The organism is Steroidobacter sp. (assembly GCF_036406195.1).
Lineage (GTDB): Bacteria > Pseudomonadota > Gammaproteobacteria > Steroidobacterales > Steroidobacteraceae > Steroidobacter.
This window is the reverse complement of the sequence record NZ_DASWVW010000035.1, coordinates 131,191-152,972: the sequence shown is the minus strand read 5'-3', so window position 1 is coordinate 152,972 and position 21,782 is coordinate 131,191. Positions and strand designations below refer to the sequence as shown.

Below are 21,782 nucleotides of genomic sequence, written 5' to 3'. Positions count from 1 at the left end.
CCTTCAGGCGCCCCCCTGTAGACGGTCCCTGTAGACGCCCCGCGGTCCAACCCGGCGACGGAACTCACCTGCAGCGCCGGTGCTTGACTCATGTGCCCACCGCACTGGCTGTCAATCACCGCAATCCAGGATTCGCATGTCGCTTCACCCGCACCCTGAACTGCTTGGCGCGGTCTGCACGGATGGCATGGCTCGATTTCGCGTCTGGGCACCCGAGGCGAGCCAGGTCAGTGTGGTATTCGAAGGTGGCGCCGAGCACCCGCTGACTCGCGAGGAAGGTGGTTATTTTTCCGGTACGGTCGGCACCGCTGTCCGGCACTACAAGTACCGGGTCGATGACAACGAGCCCTGGCCCGATCCCTGCTCCCGCTTCCAGCCGCAAGGCGTTCACGGCCCGTCGCTGCTGGTCGATCCCAACGCGTTCGAATGGACCGACGCGCAGTGGCGCGGCATAGATATCGAACGTCAAGTCATCTACGAGCTGCACATCGGCACGTTCACACCGGAAGGCACATTCGACGCCGCCATTCACAAGCTCGAACACCTGCGCGCTCTCGGCGTGACCGTGCTCGAAATCATGCCGGTGGCGGAATGTCCGGGACGCTGGAATTGGGGATATGACGGCGTGCAGATCTACGCGCCGTATCATGTCTATGGCGATCACGAAGCGCTGAAAAGATTCGTCGATCGAGCACACGCACTCGGCCTGGCCGTCATCCTGGATGTGGTCTACAACCATGTCGGTCCCGACGGCAATTATCTGCGATGCTTCAGCCCGCACTATTTCAGTCGCCGCTACTCCACCGAGTGGGGCGAGCCATTCAACTTCGATGGCGAGCACAACGCCGGCGTGCGCGAGCTCATCATCGGCAATGCCTGCTATTGGATTCGCGAGTTCCATCTCGACGGCTTTCGACTGGACGCCACGCAGTCGATCTACGATGCCAGCCAGACGCACCTGCTCGCTGAACTGACCCAACGAGCGCGTGCCGCCGCGCAACCCCGACACATCATTTTCGTCGCCGAGAACGAGACTCAGTGCAGCGAGCATTTGTTGCCGGTGAGCGCTGGCGGCTTCGGCATGGATGCGATGTGGAACGATGACTTTCATCACAGCGCACGTGTCGCGCTGACGGGCAGTCGCGATGGATATTTCCACGACTACACCGGTCGCGCGCAGGAATTTCTCTCATGCGTCCAGCGCGGTTTCCTGTATCAAGGCCAATGGTACGAATGGCAGAAGAAGAGTCGCGGCTCGCCATTGCGCGGTCGCGGCGCTTCGGCCTGCATCGTGTTCCTGCAGAACCATGATCAGGTCGGCAACACCGCCAGCGGCGTTCGCCTGCCTCCGCTTTGCGCGCCGGCTCGCTATCGCGCCTTGTCGGCGCTGACGCTGCTGGCACCACAAACGCCGATGTTGTTCATGGGACAGGAGTTCGGCGCGATGACGCCGTTTACGTTCTTCGCCGACCACACTGAACAGCTTGCGCGCCTGATACATGCCGGCCGCCGCGAGTTCGTGACCCAGTTTCAGACCTACGCGGAAGCGAAGCTGCAGGAGTCGATTCCGGATCCCGGCGACGAACGCACCTTTCTAGACTCCAAGCTCGACTGGTCCGAGCTCGAGCGCAATGTCGCGACGTTGGAACTGCATCGCGACTTGCTGCGCTTACGCGGCAGCGACCCGGTGATCTCACGGCAGGACGCCGACGCGATCGACGGCGCAACCCTGAGCGAGTACAGCTTCGTGCTGCGCTGGTTCGACGTCGACCACGGTGACCGGTTGCTGATCGTCAACCTGGGAGCCGAGTCTTTGCCCGCTTCCATCGCCGAGCCGCTGCTCGCGCCACCGCGCGGTGCTGGCTGGCAAGTGCACTGGCACAGCGAAGCCCCTCGCTACGGAGGATTGGGCTGGTTCGAGCCGGCCGCAGAACACGGACGCGGCGCCTGGCGCCTTCAAGCGGAATGCGCGGTGCTGTTGGTGGCGGCACCACGCATCGTCATTGCCGAGGTACCTGCATGATTCGCGATCGACAGATCGTCCTCACCTGGAACAAAGACAGCGACCCTTCATTCCTGCGCAACCGCGAATGGCTGCTCACCAACGGCCTGGGCGGCTACGCCTCCGGCACCCTGGCGGGCATCCCGGCTCGAAAATACCACGGCCTGTTCGTGCCCAACCTGGCCTCGCCCAAGGGCCGGCACATTCTCATCTCCCGCTGCGACGAGTGCCTGACCATCAATGGCCGGCAATTGCACCTGGGCGGCGCCGAGTACGAGGCCGAACGTTTCGAAGGCGAGTCGCACCTGTTCCTGCGAGAGTTCCGCCTGGACCATCGGATCGCGGTGTGGACCTTCGAATGCGAAGGCCTGGTGTTCGAGAAAAGCATCACCATGGTCCACAATCAGAACACCGTGTGCGTGCAGTATCGGCTGTTGCAAGGCGAGGCGCTCGACCTGCAGGTGCGCCCGTTTGTTTCTTTCCGCCGCCACGACGAGTCACCGCACAAAGAGCCGGGCAACTTCGTCCTGGAGGTCAGGCGCGGCAGGCACGAGGTCTGCCACACCGAATCGGACATGAAATTGCGCTTCCTGTTGCGGCCCGGCCCGACCGCATTCGTCACGGAAGAGCTGGAAGAAAGCAATTTCGTGTACCGCATCGAGCGCGACCGCGGCGATCCGGAATTCGAAAGCGCATTCAGCCCGGGTTACCTGATCGCCCGCCTGCGACCCGATCAGCCGGCGGTGTTCGTCGCCTCGTCGCACCTCTGGGAGAGACTCGACTTCGATGCAACGGCCGTGTTCGATGCCGAGCAACGGCGGCTGCGCAACTTGCTGAGGCTGGCACCGGCCGTGCGAGACGACCCCGTCGCCGAACAATTGGCGATGGCCGCCGATCAATTCATCGTGCTGCCGGGCAGCCGCCTGGATGAAAGCGTGCTTGCTCAAGCCAGCGGCGGCGAGCTGCGCAGCATCTATGCCGGCTATCACTGGTTCGGCGACTGGGGCCGGGACACGATGATCAGCCTCGAAGGGCTCACGCTGAGTACCGGACGTTATCGCGAGGCCGGCGCCATCCTGAGCACCTTCTCGCATTACGTGAAGGACGGCCTGCTGCCGAACTTGTTTCCCGAGGGCGAGCGTCAGGCGCTGTATCACACGGTGGACGCAACGCTGTGGTACTTCCACGCGATCTCACGCTACGTCGACACGACGGCCGACCGCGAGCTACTGCGAAATCTCTTTCCGGTACTGCAATCGATCGTCCAGCATCACATCGACGGCACGCGCTTCGGCATCCACACCGACCCGAAGGACGGACTCATTGCCGCTGCGGCCGAAGGTCTGCAGTTGACCTGGATGGACGCGAAGGTCGACGGCTGGGTGGTCACGCCACGCCGCGGCAAGCCCGTGGAGATCCAGGCGCTGTGGCACAACGCCTTGAAGCTGATGGCGCAATGGGCTGCCGAGCTGCGTCAACCGCACGACCAATATCAACAGCTGGCGACGCAGGTGCGTGACTCGTTCAACGAACGCTACTGGAATGAACAGCGCGGCTGCCTGTACGACGTGATCGACGGTCCGGAAGGCAATGACGACGCCATCCGACCCAACCAGATATTCGCGCTGTCACTGCAGCATCCCGTGCTCTACCAACGACATTGGAAACAAGTCGTGGATACGGTGCACGACAAGCTGCTCACGCCGTATGGCTTGCGCACGTTGAGCTCAGATCATCCGGACTACAAGACTCACTATCGCGGCAACCTGCGCGCGCGCGACGCCGCTTATCACCAAGGCACCGTGTGGCCATGGCTGATCGGCCATTACATCGATGCCTATCTACGTGTGTACCCGGACCCAGCCGCGGCGCGCGCGTTGTTGGATGCGTTTCCTGCGCATCTCTGCGATGCGGGCATCGGCAGCATCAGCGAGATCTTCGATGCCGAGGAGCCCTTCGCTCCCGGCGGCTGCGTAGCCCAGGCGTGGAGCGTCGCAGAGGTACTGCGGGCCTGGCTCAAGACCGGGCCCGGCGCTTCAAGCAACGGCTGACGCTGGAGCCTGCTGCACGCCATCTTCCTTGTGGTACATCGCCAGCAGCTGACGAAAGTCGGGCGAGGTCGCAGCGAGCAACGGCGCAGGTCCTTGGGCGACCACGCGGCCTTCATGCATCACGATGACTTCGTCGAAGCGCTCCAACAGATGCAGCCGGTGAATGGACGAGACGATGCACGCGTTCGGCAGAGCTGCGAAGATGTTGTCGTAAACGCGCGCCTCGGTCCTGGAATCCAGGCTGGCGGTCGGTTCATCGAACAGCACCAGGTTGCTATCCGAGGCGGCGAGGATGCCTCGGGCCAGAGCGATGCGCGCACGCTGTCCCCCTGACCAGTTGGCACCGCGCTCGACCACTGCCGTGTTCAAACCGTTGGCGTCCGCTGGCACGAAATCAGTCACGCACGCGATCTTCATTGCACTCGAATACTGCGCCTCGGCAGGCTCGCCCGCCTGAGTGGCGCACAGCGCAAGATTCTCCGCCACTGTTCCTTCGAGCACCTCGGCATCCTGCGGCACGAGCGTCGCATTGGCCCGCAGCATCTGCGCAGCCGCTGACGGCGTGACCACGGCCGGACCATTGCGCCGGTCGACAGCGATGCGATCCGCCTCATACAAGCCGGAGAGCACACGTAGCAGCGTGCTCTTACCGGAGCCACTACCACCGATCAGTGCGTAATGACGACCCTGCTGCAACGTCAGGGAAACACCATTCAATGTCGGCCGCTCGCCACGCGCCCCCGGATGGCTGAACACCAGGTCGCGCACCATGTAGCACTCCGAATCCGGAGAGGACGGACGCAGCAACTCGGGAGTGACCGGTTCTGGCGTCTTCACCTCCGCCTCCCGAATAGGATCGGCGCTCGCGAAATCGGCGTGCTGGCGCGCGAACGTCTGGAAGTGCGAAGCAAGCGCAGAAATCACACCACTCGCCTGCGATGCGTACTCCCACACCATGAACAGGCTGCCCAGCATGATGGTCTGCTGACCGATACCGCCGCCGGCATTGCGCACGGCGAGCCAGGCGAACAAGGCCACCAGGCCGCAGCTCAACACCTTGCTGCAAACATCGACCGTGCACCACTTGGCTTCGTTCAGCACGATGGAACGGCGCATTGGCGCGAACACCGCTTCCAATCGCCGCTGCACCAGGCCGCCCATCGCACGCGTCTGGCGCAGCGCGAACACGCTGGTGATATTTCCCAGCGCATCGAGCAGCGATGCCGAGTAGCGGCGCTCGGCATCGTTCTCGCGATGCGCGAGACGAATCATGGCGCGGTCGAAGCTCACAACGGAAATGCAGATGATGACGAAGCCGACGATCGCGCTCATTCCCACGACCGGCTGCAGCAAGCAAAGTGCGATGACAGGGCCGATGAGCCGCACCGCGCTGCTCAGATAGATGAACTGACTCTGCGTGAATGCCGACAACGCGGCGCTGCTTTGTTGCAGCCGGTGCGTGGTCACGCCGGAATGGTTACGTTCATGCCAGGACAATGGCAGCGACAGCAGCCGCTCCAACAAGCCGGTCGAGATACGACGCCGAACCTCGAGTGCGACATTGCGCTCGAGCATCCGGCCCGGGCCGTGAAATACCCAACTGAGTGCGGTGGCAGCGACCACCAGCACCAACCAAATCCCCGCCTGACCGATGCCGGACGCGCCGTCGGTCTGCAGAGTGTTGATGGCGCGGCCGGCGAAGTACGGCACGCTCAACAACACGCATTGCGCCGTCAACAGCAGCGCGATGGCGCCAACCAACAGGCTGCGGCGACCTTGCGAATGCGCCCAGAGATGCTTGTAGAGATAGAAAATGCCGCCGCGGGTGGCGGTTGCGGCCGGTGCGTCTGACGCGGACGAATCGCTCATGCTTGTTACCTGACCTCAAGTGCCCGGACGCACTTTAGGGGGCGATGAGCATGCAATACGTGAAGCGATCGACGCTTCGCGGCTAAGATTTTTGCTGAGTTTTTACTTGGATGCGGGAGGGTGTCGGGGCCCTGTCTGCACGCCCCGACACCTGGCTCGCCCTGGCCGAATTGCTGGCGACCGGCTCGTGATTGCGCCATTGAGGAGTGAGACGCTGGCCGGCCGGCCAGCGCCCCCGATCATCGCTGACGAATCAATCGAAGGGATGCTTCAGCACGATGGTTTCGAGCCGGTCGGGCCCGGTCGAAATGATGGAGATGGGCGCACCGACCAGCACTTCCAGGCGGCGCAGGTAGGTCTGCGCATTCTTCGGCAGCTCCTCGAACGTCTTCACGCCCGCTGTGCTTTCCTTCCAACCCGGGTGCTCTTCGTAGATCGGCGCACAGATCGACAGCGCATCGGCGCCCACCGGCAGCAGATCGCGCCGCTCGCCACGCACTTTGTAGCCAACCGCCACCCGCACCGTGTCCAGACCATCGAGCACGTCGAGCTTGGTGATGCACAGGCCGGTGATGCCATTGATCTCCACCGCACGGCGCAGGCTGGCCGCGTCGAACCAGCCGCAACGGCGCGGCCGGCCGGTGACCGAACCATACTCGTTGCCCTTCACGCGCAAGTGCTCCCCCACTTCGTCATCGAGCTCGGTGGGAAACGGACCGCTGCCGACGCGTGTCGCGTACGCTTTTGCCACGCCGAGCACGTAGTGCAACTGCTGCGGGCCAACGCCTACACCGGCGCACGCCTGGCCGGCGATGCAGTTGCTGGATGTCACGAACGGATAGGTGCCGTGATCGATGTCGAGCAGCGCCGCCTGCGCGCCTTCGAACAACAAAGGTTTGCCGGCACGGATCAATGCATTCACTTCACCGGAAACGTCGGCAACCATGGGCTGCAAACGCTCGCCGAAGGCCAGCGCCTCATCCAACGTCTGCTGGAAATCGATGACCGGCTGCTTGAAGTAATTGCGCAGCACGAAGTTGTGATAATCGAGCACTTCACCCAACTTGGCGGCGAAGCGTTCGCGAGCGAACAGGTCCTGCACGCGGATGGCGCGCCGGGCGACCTTGTCCTCGTAGGCCGGACCGATGCCGCGCCCGGTCGTGCCGATCTTGGCAGCACCCGCCGCTTCTTCACGCGCCTTATCTAGCGCGATGTGATGCGGCAGGATCAGCGGACAGGCTTCGGAGATGCGCAGGCGCTTGGGCACGTCGATGCCCGCCCGCTGCAACTCGGCCAGCTCATCGAACAGCGCCTTCGGTGACAGCACCACGCCGTTGCCGATGAAGCAAGTGACGCCCTCGTGCAGGATGCCCGAAGGAATCAGCCGCAGGATGGTCTTGCGGCCATTGATCACCAGCGTGTGGCCGGCGTTGTGGCCGCCCTGGAAGCGCACCACGCCGGCGACGCGGTTGGTCAACAGATCGACGATCTTGCCCTTGCCCTCATCGCCCCACTGGGCACCGATGACGACGACATTGCGATGGCTACTCATGGGAGTCACGACTCGAAAGGAAGAATTCTAGGAACGCACCAGGTAGAGCAGCAGTAAGCCGGCGGTCATGCTGACGAGTCCGAACAGGCGCAGCGCCCGGTCCTGCAGACCGGCCAGGGCCAGCAGCAGGCGCTTCATCCCTTGTGGGTTCAGGAACGGCATGATGCCCTCCAGCACCAGGTACAGCGCCAGCGCCGCGAACAGGTCCGACCAGTTCATCGGCGCGGCACTGTCAGCGCCGGGTGGAGCGATTGAGGTACTTGAAGAACTCGCTGTCCGGCGAAATCACCAGCACGTCGTTGTCGGTACCGATGGATTCGCGATAAGCCTGCAGGCTGCGGTGGAACGAATAGAACTCGGCGTTGCGACTGTACGCACTCGCGTAGATATCGGCCGCCTTGGCGTCGCCCTCGCCGCGGATGATTTCCGACTCGCGGTAGGCTTCGGCCAGGATCTCGGTGCGCTGACGATCGGCTTCGGAGCGCAGCTTTTCCGCGTTCTCCTCGCCCTCGGCGCGCAGCCGCTTGGCCTGGCGATCGAAGTCCTGGCGCATGCGGCTGAACACCGACTCGCTCACTTCCTCGGGCAGGTCGATCTTCTTCACGCGCACGTCGACCAGTTGCAAGCCGAGGCCGCGGGTGCTGTCTTCGGCCAGCTTCAGGATCTCGCCGGTGAACTCGGCGCGTTCGGCCGCCACCACCTGTTGAATGGTACGGCGGGCGATCACGCCCTTGATGCCGTCCTTGACGATACTGCCGAGACGGCCTGCGGCAATTTCCGTGTCACCGCCGGAAGTCGCCTGGTAATACGTCGACACGTCCGACACGCGCCACTTGATATAGAAGTCGATGCGCAGAATCTTGCCTTCGCTGGTCAGGAACTGCTCGGACGGATAGTTGCGCGTGATGATGCGACGCTCGAATTTGCGGATGTTGTTGACCATCGGGATCATGAAATGCAGACCCGGGTCGTAATCGGCGCGCACGATCTGGCCGAAACGGAACTTGATGGCAAGCTCCGTTTCGCGCACGGTGAAGGTCGACATGGCGAGAGTGAAGGCCACTACCGCCGCCAGAATCAGAACTAGAAATCCGCGGCTGGCCATTAGCGGGTTCCTCGCGTACGGCGGTCGCTAGTGACGGTGGTGGTGTCGCCCGGTTCGGTGCTCTCGAAAGTGACGCCGGACTCGGTCGTGCTCACGCGCGGCACGCGACGGCCCTGCTCGAGCAGCTTGTCGATGGGCAGGTAGATGAGATTGCCGGCATTGCCCTGGGTGGCGAGCACGACTTTCTTGCTGGACGCGAGCACGCGCTCGATCGTTTCCAGGTACAAGCGCTCGCGCGTCACGGCCGGCGCCTGTTCATATTCGCCGAGCAGCGCCAGGAAGCGATTCGCCTCACCTTCGGCGTTCGCGATCTTGCGAGCTCGATAGGCCTGCGCGTCCTGCACCTGACGAACCGCGGCGCCGCGCGCGCGAGGAATCAGGTCGTTGGAATAGGCCTGTGCTTGCAGCGACAGACGATCACGGTCTTCACGGGCCTTGATCGCATCCTGCTGGGCGGGCGCCACTTCGTTGGGCACTTTCACGTCCTGCAGGTTGACGGCAGTGACTTCCAGGCCGACCTTGTACGCGTCCAGCGTGCGCTGGATCAGCTCCCGGGTCTTGGCCACGATTTCCTGACGGCCCGACTCCAGCACGGCATCCAGCTTGCTGCGCCCGATGATTTCGCGGATGGCGCTCTCGCTGACTTCCTTGAGCGTTTCTTCCGGTCGATGCACGTTGAAGGCGTAGTCCAGCGGGCTGGCGCGGCGGAACTGCACTTCCATGTTGATATCGACCATGTTCTCGTCCGAGGTCAGCATGCGCGTCTGCTCGGCGAAGCTCTCGATGGTCTGGATATTGACGATCTGCTTGGTCTCGATCGGCCACGGCAGATGCCAGCGCAAGCCCGGCGTGGTGGTCGCGACGTGCTTGCCGAAGCGCAGGATCACTCCTCGCTCGGCGGCGTCCACCGTGTACAGGCCGCTGAAGGCCCAGATCGCAGCCAGCACCAGCACGATAGAGCCGATCCCGAAGCCACGGCCCGGACCGGCGCCGCCCACCGTGCGATTGCCGCCACCGGTGCCGCCAAACAGGCCCGCCAGCCGCCGTTGCAGATTGCGCAGGACTTCGTCCAGATCGGGCGGTCCCTGCTCGGGCTTGTTGCCGCCCCCCCAGGGATTGCGTTTGCCGCCGGAATTACCGCCGGGTTCGTTCCACGCCATGTTGGATGACTTTATGTGTCTGCAGCCAAGAAAAGTTGGGAATCAGCGGTGCCCGGCCTGGCCGCAGCCACCCCGGGAGAAATTTCCACCCGGCTCATGGGCCTGCCGAACTCCAAACGGTCGATTTTAGGAATGCCCCGGGGCCGGCACAAGCATTAACCACCCCAGGCCTCGACGAGCGCTTCCGCCAGTCCCTCGGACCGGCACAAATGCTCGAACGCCCGCCGCGGCATGGACACCTCGAGATCGACCGCGCCGCTCGGCAACGCCTGTTCCGCCAGCACTGCTCCGGCGGCGAAGAATCGGGCGCGAGCCCGCCCCGCCTCGGGTTTCAGCACGATGTGGCGATGGACCAGCTCGGGCCCCAGAAATTCGCCGATGGCATCGATCAGCAGCTCGGTGCCCTCGCCGGTCTGGGCCGACAGCCAGACTCGTCGCGGCGCGCCGTCCTCGCCCCGTTCCACATGCGCCGCTTCGCCGATGAGATCGGCCTTATTGAAGATTTCAATCTGCGGCAGGTCGCCCGCGCCCACTTCGCCCAACACCTGGTTGACCTGGGCAATGCGTTCGCCGCGATTCGGATCGGCTGCATCGATCACATGGAGCAGCAGAGTGGACTCGCGCGCTTCCTGCAAGGTCGAGCGGAAGGCCGCCACCAGCTCGTGCGGCAGCTCGCGAACGAAGCCGACGGTGTCCGCCAGCAACGCGAAACGAGCATCGGGCAATTCGAGCCGGCGCACGGTCGGATCGAGCGTCGCGAACAGCTGGTCCGCCGCGTAGGCGCCCGCGCCAGTGAGTCTATTGAATAGAGTCGATTTGCCCGCGTTGGTGTAGCCCACCAATGCGACGGTCGGAATCTCGGCTCGCTTGCGTTCGCGGCGGGTGGTCGCACGTTGTGTGAGCACCTTGTCGAGCCGCGAGTTCAATGTACGGATACGCGCCGCCAGCAATCGACGGTCGGTTTCCAGCTGCGTTTCACCAGGACCGCGCAGGCCGATACCACCCTTTTGGCGCTCGAGGTGGGTCCACCCTCGCACCAGGCGCGTGGCCAGATGTTTGAGCTGGGCCAGCTCCACTTGCAGCTGACCTTCGAAACTGCGGGCGCGCTGCGCGAAGATGTCCAGGATCAAGCCGGTGCGATCCAGCACCCGGCACTGCAGCAGCCTTTCGAGATTGCGTTCCTGGCTCGGCGACAAAGCGTGGTCGAACACCACCAGGTCCGCGCCGAGCTCATTGACTCGACCGTGGATCTCTGCGGCCTTGCCGCTGCCGATGTACAGGCGGGGATCCGGCACCTTGCGAGTGCCGGTAATGGTCTCGAGCACTTCGGCGCCGGCCGATCGTGCCAGCGCCTCGAACTCACTCAGCTCATCTTTACCGGGAGGAGATCCCAGACCGATTCGGACCAGGAGCGCACGTTCACCGCTACGGGGACGTTCAAACAACAACGAGCTCCCACATGACCGGCATCACTCGCTGGCAGTTACCGACTCCGCGCCTTCTTCTTCGCTCGTCGGCAAACGGATTGCTCGCGCCGGAACGACTGTGGAAATCGCGTGCTTGTAGACCATCTGGCTGACGCTGTTCTTCAGCAAGACGACGAACTGATCGAACGAATCGATCTGCCCTTGTAGTTTGATGCCGTTCACCAGGTAAATGGAGACCGGGACGCGCTCCTTGCGCAATGTGTTCAGGAACGGATCCTGTAATGATTGCCCTCTGGCCATCATTTATCTCCTTGTTATGCCTTCGAATTCTTTGGTTGAGCTTTGCCGACTAATGCCGCTTCCCTGCAGCTGCACGACAGCCGACGGGCACCATCCGGTTACCGCTGCGATGCCGCAGTTTACCACAGCGATGTTCCCGCCGAAGCTGCCTTTGCTTCAATACGCAGCTGCATCAGCGTCACGAAAGAACCGTTGCGCCCGCCCGCAATCAGTAGTTCATCACGCCGGCTGCCTTCGAACAAAATGCCGCCGACTCGTCGTCTAAAACGTCTCGAGCAGAGCCTCGATGTCTCGCTCTATCTGGTCGGCGGCGCCGGAATCAAGGGAGTCATACCACCGCAAGTCGTGTTCCGCACGTAACCAGATCAATTGTCGCCGGGCCAGGTGCCGGGTTGCGAAAATCGCTCGTCGCACCGAATCCGCTAAAGACTCCTGGCCGTGCAAATGTTCCCACAGTTGCCGATAACCGACAGATCGGATCGCCGGCAGCTCGGCATGCAGGTCGCCGCGCTGCTGCAATCGTCGTACTTCCTCCAGCAGGCCCGCCTGCATCATCTGTTCGAAACGTCGCTCGATGCCGGCATAGAGACGTTCCCGATCCGCGGGCGCCCAGGCAAAGGCCGCGAATGTCATATCGGGCGCCGCCGGCCGGGTTTGCGAGTGCAGCTCACTCAACGTTCGACCGGTGAGCCGGTGAACCTCGAGCGCCCGCTGTATTCGCTGTCCATCGTTCGGTTGGATTCGCGCGGCGGTCACAGGATCGAGCAATGCCAGCCGCGCATGCAATGCGGGCCAACCCGCATGTGCCGCCTCCGCGTCAATTTCCTGTCGTACCTGCGGATCGGCCGGAGGCATTTCGGCGAGGCCACGTCGTAGAGCACGGAAATACAACATAGTTCCCCCGACCAGCAGAGGAAGGTTCCCGCGGCTGCGAATCGCCGCGATGGCTTGCAGCGCATCGCGCACGAACTGCCCTGCCGAGTACGGCTGGGACGGATCGAGAATGTCGACCAGGTGATGAGGAAAGCGCTCCAGCAGATCGCGCGTCGGTTTACCCGTACCGATATCCATGCCGCGATAGACCATTGCGGAGTCGACGCTGACGATTTCAATGGGATAGCGCGCCGCCAGGCGCAGCGCCAGGTCGGTCTTTCCCGCGCCGGTCGGTCCCATGATCAATGGCACGGGCCCGGATCGCACGTGCGTTGACTCGCCGGCGCTCATCGGCCGCGAAGAAACATGCGATCCAGATCAGCCAGGCTCACATAGGTCCAGGTGGGCCGGCCGTGGTTGCATTGATCGCTACGTACCGTGCGTTCCATCTCGCGTAACAGCGCATTCATTTCGGGCACGGCAAGATTGCGGTGCGCGCGGACGGCGCCATGACAGGCCATGGTGCCCAGCACTTCATTGAGCGCTTCCTCGATGCCGCGTGTCGTGCCGTCGGCCGCCAGATCTGCACCGATCCGTCGCAGCAACTCATCCAGATCCTTCTGGGCCAGAAAAGCCGGCACGGCACGAATCTGCACGCTCGCAGGTCCGGAGCGCTGCACGTCCAGCCCGAGACGATGTAACGCCGCCGCATGCTCTTCCAGCACGTCGGCTTCACCCGGCGACACCGAAACGGACAACGGCACGAGCAGCGGCTGACTGGCGATGCCGCCATTGGACAAGGCCGCTTTCATGCGCTCGTAAGTAGTACGTTCGTGAGCGGCATGCATGTCCACCAGGATCAGTCCGTCCGGCGCCTGCGACAGAATGTAGATGCCATGCAGTTGCGCAAGCGCGAAGCCCAGCGGCGGAGTCTCGGCTTGCGACTCGGCCTCGCCTGCACCCGAGCCGCTCGGCGCGAACACCGTTTGGTCAGATGCCGTGTACGGCATTGGCGCCGTGTATGAGGCCATCGGTTGCCGGAAATATGCGGGCGGCGCGGACTCCGATACTCGCAAGCCGAGCGATGCTTGATTCGGCCCGCGCATTGGCCACATCGAGACGGAATCCGTCGGCGGCACGAGCGAATTCGCATCGGTCGGCGGTGGCGCGGCGCTGGCCGCGCCCGCATATGTTTCCTGCAGCACCCGCTCGACAGTCTTGAATAGAAAGTTGTGTACGTGGCGGCCGTCCCGGAAGCGCACTTCGAGCTTGGCGGGATGAGCGTTCACGTCGACCTGTCGCGGATCGATTTCCATGAACAGCACGAACGCCGGATGCCGCCCGCCATACATCACGTCCCGATAACCCAGGCGGATGGCGCTGGTGATCAACCGATCGCGCAGCATGCGGCCATTCAAATAGAAATGTTGCAGGTCCGGCTGCGCGCGAGCATAGGTCGGCTGACACAGCCACCCCGTGAGACGACAGCCGGATGACTCGTGTTCCACGTACAGCGCGTTCGCCATGAACTCGTCGCCGACGATCTGCGCGACGCGTCGCTCGCGCTCCATTTGCGATCTTGCCGCCGGGAAATCTGCGAGTGAACGGCGCGCGGCCGACAGCGAAAACGCGGTTTCGAACTTGGACAGCGCGAGCCGCTCGACCATGCGCGTGATGTGCTGAGTTTCCGTGCGCTCGGCCCGAAGGAATTTGCGACGCGCAGGCACATTGAAGAACAGGTCGCGAACTTCGACGGTCGTACCGACCGAGTGCGGCGCCGGCTCCAGCTCGCTCAACGTGCCGTTGTCGGAGCTGATGCTGTACCCCACCGAGTGGTTTGCGGTGCGTGAAGTGATTTTGGTACGCGAGACCGACGCGATACTCGGCAACGCCTCGCCGCGAAAGCCCAGCGTGCCAACCCGTTCCAAGTCATCGATGCTGGCAATCTTGCTGGTGGCGTGACGAGACAACGCCAGCGCCAGTTCTTCGCGCTCGATGCCGCAGCCATCGTCACGCACGCGGCACAGCTTCGCGCCGCCGTCCTCGATGTCGATCTCGATGCGTTTGGCGCCGGCATCGAGACTGTTCTCGATCAACTCCTTGAGCACCGAGGCGGGCCGTTCGATCACCTCGCCGGCGGCGATCTGGTGAATGAGTTGCTCGGGCAGTACGCGGATCGGCATCAGGATCGGGGGTGCTGGTGGAGAGGCGCGCCATTATCGCACGGCCCTCACCCCAACCCCTCTCCCAAAGGGAGAGGGGCTAAGACTCAACTCCCATCTCCCTCTCCCCTTGGGGAGAGGGCCGGGGTGAGGGGGGACAGCCCCAAGGGAGGACGGACTGACAGCTCAGCCCTGGAATAAGCCTTAGTGGGCTGTACCGGCAGCTTTTTCGCCTTCGCCCGTGCTGGCGATAACGGTCGGACCCGACTGCTTCGCGCGCAACTCCGCCACCAGCGTGCCCGGCGGCGGGTTGCTATAGAAGTACGAGCGCACGCCGGCGTGGATGGCATCCGCCAGGCGCTGCTGATGCTTGGGATCCAGCAGCCTCGCCTCTTCGGTGGGATTGGAGATGAACGCCGTCTCCACCAGCAGCGAGGGAATATCCGGCGACTTCAGCACCAGGAAGCCGGCGTGCTTGACGCCGCGACTGGTGATGTTGCCGATCTTGTAAAGCTCGTGCATGACCTTGTCGGCGGCATCGATGCTGGCGCTCATGCTGGCGCCCTGCGACAGGTCCAGCAGCACCGAGGCGAGCACGCTGTCCTTGTCATCCAGCTTCACGCCGCCAATGAGGTCCGCTGCGTTTTCGCGATCGGCCAGCCAGCGCGCCGACTCGTCGCTCGCGCCACGCGCGGACAACACATAGACGGACGAACCGGCCACCGAACGATCGGTGTACGAATCCGCATGCACGGACACGAACATGTCAGCCTGCTGCCGACGCGCCCGCCGGATGCGGTCGCGCAGCTCGATGAAAGTGTCGTCGTCGCGAGTCAGAACTGCGCGCATTCCAGGCTCGCGGTCGATGCGATTCTTCAAGCGGCGAGCGATCGCCAACGTTACATGCTTCTCATAAGTACCGCGCTTGCCGATCGAGCCGGGGTCGACACCCCCGTGCCCCGCATCGATGGCGACGACGATGTCTCGGCCATGCGCATCCGCGACAGCCTTGACGACCGAAGGCGGCGACGCCGATTTTTTCGAGGGCTTGAGATCCAGCACCAGCCGATGACCATACGACTGCTGCGGGCCCACCGCGAAAGTCTTGGATTGCGCGGGCTCGCTCAGATCGACGACGACTCGCAGATCGCCGTTCGGCTGGGATGCAGCGCGCAGTTGCTTCACGAAACCCTGGCCTTGCGGCAGGACGCGCTCGCTTTGGAGAACGCCAGCGGGAATGTCGACGACCACGCGATCGGGATTGTCGAGGGTGAGCAGCGAATGTTCGGTCGGCGCGCTCAGATCGAAGACCAGGCGAGTGCCATCGGGACCGGCCCACAGGCGCACATCCTTGATGGTGACCGGCTTGGCGGCGAGCGCGCCGAAGGCAGCCAGAGCCAAGCCCAGCCCCCCTGCCAGCATTGAACAGAATACAGTTGCTCGCGACCCTCGCATATGGCCGGTAATCTACCGCGCCACATGTCAAGTATTCAACGAAATTATGAGGATAGCTGACGCAGTTCCGGTATTTCTGCAACGATGTGTCGCACGGCGTTCAGCCCCGGCGCAGAATTGGGGATCAACCTGACTTCACGGCCCTCGGTTCCCCCAGGCGGATAAGCGATCTCGATCCGCAGGTCGGCCGGTGGAATGGCCCCCGCGGCCCGCGAGGGCCATTCGATCAATAGCACCGCGGCCGTGGCGAGCAGATCGCGAATCCCCAGCGGCTCGACTTCGCCAGGATCGACCAGTCGATACAGATCCAGGTGATAGAGCGTCCGCCGCTGCGTTTCATACGGCTCGATCAATGTGTAAGTAGGACTGCGAACCGGCCCGGCAATTCCATACGCGCGCAAAATTCCGCCAACCAGCGTCGTCTTGCCCGCGCCGAGCTCACCTTCGAGCGCAATGATGAACGGCTGATCCGCGATGACATCTGGATGTTCGATCGCTGCCCCGATCGCTTGCCCCAGGGTCTGCATCCGCTCCGCAGAAGCGACGTTCAGAATCTCTGTGCCGGGTTCACGCACGTGGGCAGATATCCAAATAGATCGGTCGCCAGAAGTCCGCGCTCACCCCGGCGTGCGGCCATGTCACCAGCCATCGCATGAACGAGCACTCCGGCGCGAGCGGCGCCCGGCAGATCGGCGGTCTGCGCCGCGATGCCGGCGATCACACCGGTGAGCACGTCTCCCATGCCAGGCGATGCCATGCCCGGATTACCTTGATCGCAGATGTACGGCAATGAATCGCCAGTGACGACCAGTGTGCCGGCTCCTTTCAGCACAACCGTGCCGCCATAGCGTGCGGCGATGTCACGCGCCGCCTGCAGACGATCGCTTTGTACGTCGGCAGTGCTGATGCCGAGCAAGCGGCCGGCCTCGCCCGGATGCGGCGTCAGAATCCACTTCGAGTTGGAGCATGGCGCTTGCGCCAGCAGATTGAGCGCGTCCGCATCGATCACCGTGGGCTTGTCACTTTCCAAAGCGACATCGAGCAGCGCTCTGGCCCACTCGCTCTGACCCAACCCCGGCCCGACCGCGATGACATCGGATCGCTCCAGCAGGCTCGACAAGTCGCCGGCACCTTCAACTCCACGACACATCAGCTCGGGACGACTCGCAGTAATCGACGCGACGTTTTCGCGCCAGGTCGCGACAGTCACCAGTCCCGCGCCGGCTCGCAAAGCGGCTTCACCGGCCATGCGCGCGGCGCCTGCCATGCCGATGCCGCCGCCGATCACCAACACGCTTCCCTGCTGACCTTTGTGTGTCGTGCGACGCCGCCGGGGCAAGAGTTGGGCAAGCGTGTGCTCATCGATGCGCAGCGCCGAGGGCGGCACGAAGTCCGTCGCGCCTGGCGGCAGATCGAGATCGTCGTACAGCACGATGCCGGTGTAATTAGGGCCCTCACCCAGATAAAACCCCAGCTTCAAGCCGATGAACGAGATGGTGCGCTCGGCCATGATGGCCGCGCCCCACACACGGCCCGTGTCCGCGTCGAGGCCGCTAGGAATATCGAGTGACAGGATCGGCACGCCGCACTCATTGATGGCGTTGATGCGCTCGATCATGGATGGCTCGAGCGGGCGCGACAGGCCGGTGCCGAAGATGGCGTCGACGATGACCTCGGCCTTGGCCAGGCAATCCTCGCTCCAACCCTGAACCACCCCGCCCGCGGCGACGAAATCATCGTGAGCACGCCGCGCATCGCCTTGCAGCTTGGCGGGATCGCCGAGCGAGATCACCGTGACATCGATGCGCATCGAGCGCGCCACTCGCGCGAGCACATAACCATCGCCGCCGTTATTGCCGGGCCCGCACACGACGGCGATGCGCTGCTTGGAAGGCCAGCAACTGCGTAGTGCCACCACTGCGCCCTCGCCGGCCTGGGTCATCAGCGTGTAGGACGGAATGTGCAGATCGTCGATCGCGTGGCGATCGAGGGCTCGCACTTGCGCGGCAGTGTGAACGGCCAGTGGCAGCGGCTTCATATGCAGAGCCTATCAAAACCCTATAAAAAACGGTCGGCTGTTCTGCGAGAATCCCGGCATGTCCCACCCGCCTCACGACTACACCGGGCTGGCCGGCTCGATCCGACAGTGGAGTCGGGAGCTGGGATTCCAGCAGATCGGCATCACCGGCATCGAGCTGTCCGAAGACGAAGCACGCCTGATGCGTTGGCTGGAACAGGGCCGTCACGGCGCCATGGAATATATGGAGCGTCACGGCCGTCGCCGCGCCCGGCCACACGAGCTGGTACCAGGTACGCTGCGCGTGATCTCGGTTCGTATGGACTATTTACCTACGAACGCACAGGACGCAGATGAAGTGCTGGAAGACGCCGAACGCGGCTACGTTTCACGCTATGCGCTCGGTCGCGACTATCACAAAGTGCTGCGCCGTCGACTCGCGAAACTGGCGGAGAAAATTCAGGCACACAGCGCTTCGCAGTCGCATCGAGTCTTCGTCGACAGCGGCCCGGTGCTGGAAAAGGCGCTCGCGCGCAACGCCGGCCTGGGCTGGATCGGCAAGCACACCAACCTCATCAACCGGCGCGCCGGTTCGTATTTCTTTCTGGGCGAGATTCTTACCGACCTGCCGCTGCCGCTGGACACGCCGGAAACGGATCATTGCGGCAGCTGCCGCGCCTGCCTGGATGTCTGCCCGACGCAGGCCATCGTCGCTCCTTACCAGCTCGATGCGACCCGCTGCATTTCCTATCTGACCATCGAGCTGCGCAGCGCCATTCCCGAGCCTTTTCGCAAGGCCATGGGCAATCGCATCTACGGCTGCGACGATTGCCAGCTGGTGTGTCCTTGGAACAAGTTCGCGCGCGTCAGCAGCGAAGCGGACTTCGTGCCGCGGCATGCCCTGGACGGCAGCAAACTGGTCGAGCTGTTCGCCTGGACCGAGCAGCAATTCCTGGAGCGCACCGAAGGCAGCGCCATCCGCCGCATCGGTCATGAATCCTGGATAAGAAACATTGCGGTGGCACTGGGCAATGCGCCGACCAGTGAGGAAGTGATTCGCGCGCTCGAAGCGCGCCGCGAGGACGCCTCAGAGCTGATACGAGAACATGTGGACTGGGCACTCGCCCAGCACCGCCAAGCTGCGTGATACAGGCCCTGATTACTTGGACTGACTGTGATTACTTGGGCTGTGATTACTTGTGATGTGATTACTTGGCCGGTGGCCGCCTGGCGCGAACGTTGTCGATCAGTCGCGCCCGCCCGATACGGGCGGCGGTGAGCACCACCAGATCGCTCGAGTCGCCATTCGGCATCTGCAGCGTATTCGCGTCGCGAATGGCAAAGTAGTCGACGCGAAAACCTGCCTCCTTCAAGGCTTCAGTACCCGCTTGTTCCAGCGCGGCGTAATCCGTCGCACCGGACTCAATCGCCTGCCGAGCGCGATCCAACGCCGCGAAGATATGCGGAGCCACGGCACGCTGCTCGGGCAACAAGTAACGATTGCGCGAGCTCATTGCGAGGCCATCCGGTTCGCGCGTCGTTTCCACGCCTACGATCTCAACCGGCATACACAGATCGATCGCCGCGCGACGAATGATCATCAGCTGCTGAAAATCCTTTTCACCGAACACCGCCACATCGGGCTGCACGAGATTCAACAGCTTGGTCACGACCGTAGCGACACCCATGAAGTGACCTGGCCGAAAAGCGCCGCAAAGAATGTCTTCGAGGCCCGGCACGTGCACGCGCGCCGTCGTTTCCTGGCCTCGCGGGTAAATGTCGTCGACTTCCGGAGCAAACAACACTTCCACGTGCAGCGAACGCAGCAGGTTTTGATCGTCCTGCGGCGTGCGTGGATACGCAGCGAAGTCTTCATTCGGACCGAACTGCAACGGATTGACGAACACGCTGACGATCACGTGCTCGGCCAGTTGCGCTGCCCGGCTGACCAGGCTGCCGTGACCGGCGTGCAGATTGCCCATGGTGGGAACGAATGCAATGCGCTCGCCCTTGCGGCGCCATTGCATCACCCGCTCCCGCAACTGCGCCGGACGCGCTATCACTTCTAGCGACTTAGCCATTACCTATTATTTCCATCGCGCCGCGCGCTGGCAGGATGCCCGATTCGTCAGCTCGATGCTCAAAAGCAGTGTTCGGGACCTGGATACTCTTTGCTCTTCACGGCTTGCGTATAAGCCTTGACGGCTTCCAGCGCGCTGTCGCGGCCGGCCAGAAAATTCTTCGAGAACTTCGGTTTGCGTCCCGAGGTGATATCGAGCACGTCGTACAGCACGAGGATCTGGCCGTCGGTATCGGGGCCCGCGCCGATACCGATGACGGGCACGTGCAACTGCTCGGTGATGTGCTTACCCAACGCCGCGGGAATGCACTCGAGCAGTACGATATCCGCGCCCGCAGCTTCCAACGCCTGCGCATCCCGCAGCATGCGCTCGGCGGCTTCCTCTTCCCGGCCTTGGACGCGAAAGCCGCCGACCTTATGTACCGACTGCGGTTTCAAACCCAGGTGCGCGCACACCGCGATGTCGTGGCTGGCCAGGAACTCGACGATCTCGACCTGGCTGGCACCGCCCTCCAGCTTCACCATCTTGGCGCCGCCTTCCTGCATCAGGCGCACCGCGTTATCCAACGCCTGCTCCCGCGAGGCGTAGGTCATGAAAGGCATGTCCGCGATCAGGAACGGCCGATACAGGCCCTTGGCCACGGCACGGCAGTGATAAACGATGTCCGACAGTGTCACCGGCACGGTGGTGTCATGGCCCTGGATGACCATGCCGAGCGAATCGCCGACCAGCACCACGTCCACGCCGGCATCGTCCACCAGGGTGGCGAAACTGGCGTCATAGGCGGTGATGCAGGCGATTTTCTCGCCGTCGGCCTTCATCTTGACCAGCGTGCCTACGTTGACCGGCGGGCGCGGTGCGTAACGCTCTTGAAGGTGCTTGTACATGGCGGTGAGCTACGGCGGGGCGGGAAGAATGCCCAGGGCGGACCCGACAGTCAAACCCCGCTCGCCGGCAGCGGAACATGACAGCCCTATCAGGCCGGCGGTTAGCGGTTGGTGGTTAGTGGTTGGACTGGAAAAAGCGCCTCTCCACCAACCACTAACCGCCAACCGCTGCCCACTACACGGCGCTCTTCAGCGGGTTGTAATAGTGCCGGCCGCGCCGGGTGCGCATGACTTGTTCCAGCAACTGCCCGTAGTCCAGGTCGTTGTTGACGAAATCCGCCTGGGCGGCGTTCACGATCAGCAGCGGCGAGGCGTCATACTCATGGAAGAAGCGGGCGTAGATCTCCTGCAGACGCTCGAGGTAGTTCTTCTCGATGTTCTGCTCGTACTTGATGCCGCGACGCTCGATGCGCTCGCGCAGAACGTCGACAGGGGCCTGCAGATAGATGACTAAATCCGGCACTGGCGCGTCGACCGCGAGCCGCGCATACACCTGCTCATAGAGCGCGAACTCCTGCTCGTCCAACGTCAGCTGCGCGAACAGCTTGTCCTTGTCGAGCAGATAGTCGGCGACGCGCACCGTGTCGAACAGGTCGTGCTGGCGAATGTCCTCGAGCTGACGCGTGCGCTGGAACAGAAAGAACAACTGCGTCTGCAAGGCTGCCGAGCGCGGGTTCTTGTAGAAGCGTTCCAGGAACGGATTCTCGTCGGCCTGCTCCAGAATCAGCTCGCTGCCGAAGCTGCGCGCCAGGCGTCGCGCCAGGCTGGTCTTGCCGACGCCGATCGGCCCTTCGACCACGATCAGGCGATGCGGCGCTGGAATGAGAGACTTCTCGGTCAT

General features: G+C 63.2%; 18 protein-coding genes. 3 read left to right on the top strand and 15 right to left on the bottom strand.

The window, feature by feature from the left end; all coding sequences use genetic code 11:
* Positions 1-136: 136 nt before the first annotated feature.
* Positions 137-2,023: a malto-oligosyltrehalose trehalohydrolase gene (treZ, locus tag VGE08_RS17085; protein WP_331069123.1), complete on the top strand. Its 1,887-nt coding sequence runs from the start codon at positions 137-139 to the stop codon at positions 2,021-2,023.
* Complete coding sequence (locus tag VGE08_RS17080; RefSeq protein ID WP_331069122.1) at positions 2,020-4,053, top strand: amylo-alpha-1,6-glucosidase; 2,034 nt, start codon at positions 2,020-2,022, stop codon at positions 4,051-4,053. Before treZ ends, VGE08_RS17080 begins: the two co-directional genes overlap by 4 nt.
* Here the strand turns inward: VGE08_RS17080 and VGE08_RS17075 are convergent.
* The 12 genes from VGE08_RS17075 to VGE08_RS17020 form a co-directional block, all read right to left on the bottom strand.
* Positions 4,039-5,922 (bottom strand): ABC transporter ATP-binding protein, encoded by a 1,884-nt coding sequence (locus VGE08_RS17075; RefSeq protein WP_331069121.1) that lies wholly within the window; start codon positions 5,920-5,922, stop codon positions 4,039-4,041. The genes VGE08_RS17080 and VGE08_RS17075 overlap by 15 nt on opposite strands.
* Before the next feature lie 253 nt (positions 5,923-6,175).
* Positions 6,176-7,474 (bottom strand): adenylosuccinate synthase, encoded by a 1,299-nt coding sequence (locus tag VGE08_RS17070; RefSeq protein WP_331069120.1) that lies wholly within the window; start codon positions 7,472-7,474, stop codon positions 6,176-6,178.
* Positions 7,475-7,501: 27 nt separating this feature from the next.
* Positions 7,502-7,693 carry a DUF2065 domain-containing protein gene (locus VGE08_RS17065; RefSeq protein ID WP_331069119.1) on the bottom strand — a complete coding sequence of 64 codons (192 nt, stop codon included), beginning with the start codon at positions 7,691-7,693 and terminating at the stop codon, positions 7,502-7,504.
* 13 nt (positions 7,694-7,706) lie between these two features.
* A complete protein-coding gene (gene hflC, locus VGE08_RS17060) occupies positions 7,707-8,579 on the bottom strand; it encodes a protease modulator HflC (protein WP_331069118.1) in 873 nt (290 codons plus the stop codon).
* Entirely contained in the window at positions 8,579-9,739 is a 1,161-nt protein-coding gene (gene hflK, locus VGE08_RS17055; protein WP_331069117.1) for an FtsH protease activity modulator HflK, read from the bottom strand. Before hflK ends, hflC begins: the two co-directional genes overlap by 1 nt.
* A 155-nt stretch (positions 9,740-9,894) precedes the next feature.
* Positions 9,895-11,184 (bottom strand): ribosome rescue GTPase HflX, encoded by a 1,290-nt coding sequence (gene hflX / locus VGE08_RS17050; RefSeq protein ID WP_331069116.1) that lies wholly within the window; start codon positions 11,182-11,184, stop codon positions 9,895-9,897.
* Positions 11,185-11,208: 24 nt separating this feature from the next.
* A complete protein-coding gene (gene hfq / locus VGE08_RS17045) occupies positions 11,209-11,466 on the bottom strand; it encodes an RNA chaperone Hfq (RefSeq protein WP_331069115.1) in 258 nt (85 codons plus the stop codon).
* Between the two features lie 261 nt (positions 11,467-11,727).
* The gene (gene miaA, locus VGE08_RS17040) at positions 11,728-12,639 is read right to left on the bottom strand and encodes a tRNA (adenosine(37)-N6)-dimethylallyltransferase MiaA (RefSeq protein ID WP_349258729.1); all 912 of its coding nucleotides are present in this window, start codon (positions 12,637-12,639) and stop codon (positions 11,728-11,730) included.
* A 47-nt stretch (positions 12,640-12,686) separates the two neighbouring features.
* A complete protein-coding gene (gene mutL / locus VGE08_RS17035) occupies positions 12,687-14,522 on the bottom strand; it encodes a DNA mismatch repair endonuclease MutL (RefSeq protein ID WP_331069113.1) in 1,836 nt (611 codons plus the stop codon).
* A gap of 183 nt (positions 14,523-14,705) precedes the next feature.
* Positions 14,706-15,902: an N-acetylmuramoyl-L-alanine amidase gene (locus tag VGE08_RS17030; RefSeq protein ID WP_331069112.1), complete on the bottom strand. Its 1,197-nt coding sequence runs from the start codon at positions 15,900-15,902 to the stop codon at positions 14,706-14,708.
* A 98-nt stretch (positions 15,903-16,000) separates the two neighbouring features.
* Positions 16,001-16,531, bottom strand: coding sequence for a tRNA (adenosine(37)-N6)-threonylcarbamoyltransferase complex ATPase subunit type 1 TsaE (gene tsaE / locus VGE08_RS17025; RefSeq protein WP_331069111.1), 531 nt, complete (start codon positions 16,529-16,531; stop codon positions 16,001-16,003).
* Positions 16,504-17,994, bottom strand: coding sequence for an NAD(P)H-hydrate dehydratase (locus tag VGE08_RS17020; RefSeq protein WP_331069110.1), 1,491 nt, complete (start codon positions 17,992-17,994; stop codon positions 16,504-16,506). The genes tsaE and VGE08_RS17020 overlap by 28 nt, the downstream gene beginning before the upstream one ends.
* 58 nt (positions 17,995-18,052) lie before the next feature.
* On the opposite strand from VGE08_RS17020, the gene queG reads away from it, so the two are divergent.
* Positions 18,053-19,120: a tRNA epoxyqueuosine(34) reductase QueG gene (gene queG, locus VGE08_RS17015; RefSeq protein WP_331069109.1), complete on the top strand. Its 1,068-nt coding sequence runs from the start codon at positions 18,053-18,055 to the stop codon at positions 19,118-19,120.
* A 61-nt stretch (positions 19,121-19,181) separates the two neighbouring features.
* Here the strand turns inward: queG and panC are convergent, their stop codons facing one another.
* The 3 genes from panC to VGE08_RS17000 all read right to left on the bottom strand — a co-directional run bounded on the left by panC (position 19,182) and on the right by VGE08_RS17000 (position 21,782).
* Positions 19,182-20,054, bottom strand: a complete 873-nt coding sequence (gene panC, locus VGE08_RS17010; RefSeq protein WP_331069108.1) for a pantoate--beta-alanine ligase — start codon at positions 20,052-20,054, stop codon at positions 19,182-19,184.
* A 59-nt stretch (positions 20,055-20,113) separates the two neighbouring features.
* A complete protein-coding gene (gene panB / locus VGE08_RS17005; RefSeq protein ID WP_331069107.1) occupies positions 20,114-20,941 on the bottom strand; it encodes a 3-methyl-2-oxobutanoate hydroxymethyltransferase in 828 nt (275 codons plus the stop codon).
* Between the two features lie 175 nt (positions 20,942-21,116).
* Positions 21,117-21,782 carry a deoxynucleoside kinase gene (locus VGE08_RS17000; protein ID WP_331069106.1) on the bottom strand — a complete coding sequence of 222 codons (666 nt, stop codon included), beginning with the start codon at positions 21,780-21,782 and terminating at the stop codon, positions 21,117-21,119.

What these genes read in the sequence shown, in the direction of transcription:
- treZ (WP_331069123.1), top strand. Translation starts at nt 137, where the DNA reads ATGTCGCTTCACCCGCACCCTGAACTGCTTGGCGCGGTCTGCACGGAT.
- VGE08_RS17080 (WP_331069122.1), top strand. Translation starts at nt 2,020, where the DNA reads ATGATTCGCGATCGACAGATCGTCCTCACCTGGAACAAAGACAGCGAC.
- VGE08_RS17075 (WP_331069121.1), bottom strand. Translation starts at nt 5,922, where the DNA reads ATGAGCGATTCGTCCGCGTCAGACGCACCGGCCGCAACCGCCACCCGC.
- VGE08_RS17070 (WP_331069120.1), bottom strand. Translation starts at nt 7,474, where the DNA reads ATGAGTAGCCATCGCAATGTCGTCGTCATCGGTGCCCAGTGGGGCGAT.
- VGE08_RS17065 (WP_331069119.1), bottom strand. Translation starts at nt 7,693, where the DNA reads ATGAACTGGTCGGACCTGTTCGCGGCGCTGGCGCTGTACCTGGTGCTG.
- hflC (WP_331069118.1), bottom strand. Translation starts at nt 8,579, where the DNA reads ATGGCCAGCCGCGGATTTCTAGTTCTGATTCTGGCGGCGGTAGTGGCC.
- hflK (WP_331069117.1), bottom strand. Translation starts at nt 9,739, where the DNA reads ATGGCGTGGAACGAACCCGGCGGTAATTCCGGCGGCAAACGCAATCCC.
- hfq (WP_331069115.1), bottom strand. Translation starts at nt 11,466, where the DNA reads ATGGCCAGAGGGCAATCATTACAGGATCCGTTCCTGAACACATTGCGC.
- miaA (WP_349258729.1), bottom strand. Translation starts at nt 12,639, where the DNA reads ATGGGACCGACCGGCGCGGGAAAGACCGACCTGGCGCTGCGCCTGGCG.
- mutL (WP_331069113.1), bottom strand. Translation starts at nt 14,522, where the DNA reads ATGCCGATCCGCGTACTGCCCGAGCAACTCATTCACCAGATCGCCGCC.
- VGE08_RS17020 (WP_331069110.1), bottom strand. Translation starts at nt 17,994, where the DNA reads ATGAAGCCGCTGCCACTGGCCGTTCACACTGCCGCGCAAGTGCGAGCC.
- queG (WP_331069109.1), top strand. Translation starts at nt 18,053, where the DNA reads ATGTCCCACCCGCCTCACGACTACACCGGGCTGGCCGGCTCGATCCGA.
- panC (WP_331069108.1), bottom strand. Translation starts at nt 20,054, where the DNA reads ATGGCTAAGTCGCTAGAAGTGATAGCGCGTCCGGCGCAGTTGCGGGAG.
- panB (WP_331069107.1), bottom strand. Translation starts at nt 20,941, where the DNA reads ATGTACAAGCACCTTCAAGAGCGTTACGCACCGCGCCCGCCGGTCAAC.
- VGE08_RS17000 (WP_331069106.1), bottom strand. Translation starts at nt 21,782, where the DNA reads ATGACCGAGAAGTCTCTCATTCCAGCGCCGCATCGCCTGATCGTGGTC.